Annotated in this window: 1 protein-coding gene; it reads right to left on the bottom strand. The window is 47.6% G+C overall.

Features of this window, described 5'->3' with window-relative positions:
* Positions 1-49: 49 nt before the first annotated feature.
* Positions 50-376 (bottom strand): hypothetical protein (locus AC1DKD_RS42450; protein ID WP_477144897.1); only part of this gene is annotated, 327 nt, incomplete at its 5' end.

Below are 376 nucleotides of genomic sequence, written 5' to 3'. Positions count from 1 at the left end.
GTCCACGTCGGTCTTACTGCACGTGTCATGTGATGAATGTGTTGTTTTTTCATAATGTGGAATTGTTTGCAAATCGAACTTTAAAGAGGCTTCGTAAGTCTTTAATCTTGCTAACAATTTCTTTTTTTCCTAAACTGGCGCAATCCAAGTTGCGCGCTGAATGAATCATGTTCCGGTCTGATTCCCCCCTATTGTTTCGATTCTTCGGCTCTACCCCTCTTACATCGGTCGCCGCCTCTGTGCTGCTGACCGTTTCCATGCTGGCCGCTCCCGCGGTCGATGCCGCGACGAAATCGACGGACACCGCAAAAACCAGCAAAAAGTCGGCAAAAGTCGTTAAGTCCGAGAAAAAGTCGGCAAGTACCTCCTCTAAATC

The sequence above is a fragment of the Cupriavidus sp. 05T313 genome, assembly GCF_056396665.1.
The sequence above is the reverse complement of the archived record's forward strand: the minus strand, read 5'-3'. Positions and strand labels throughout refer to the sequence as shown.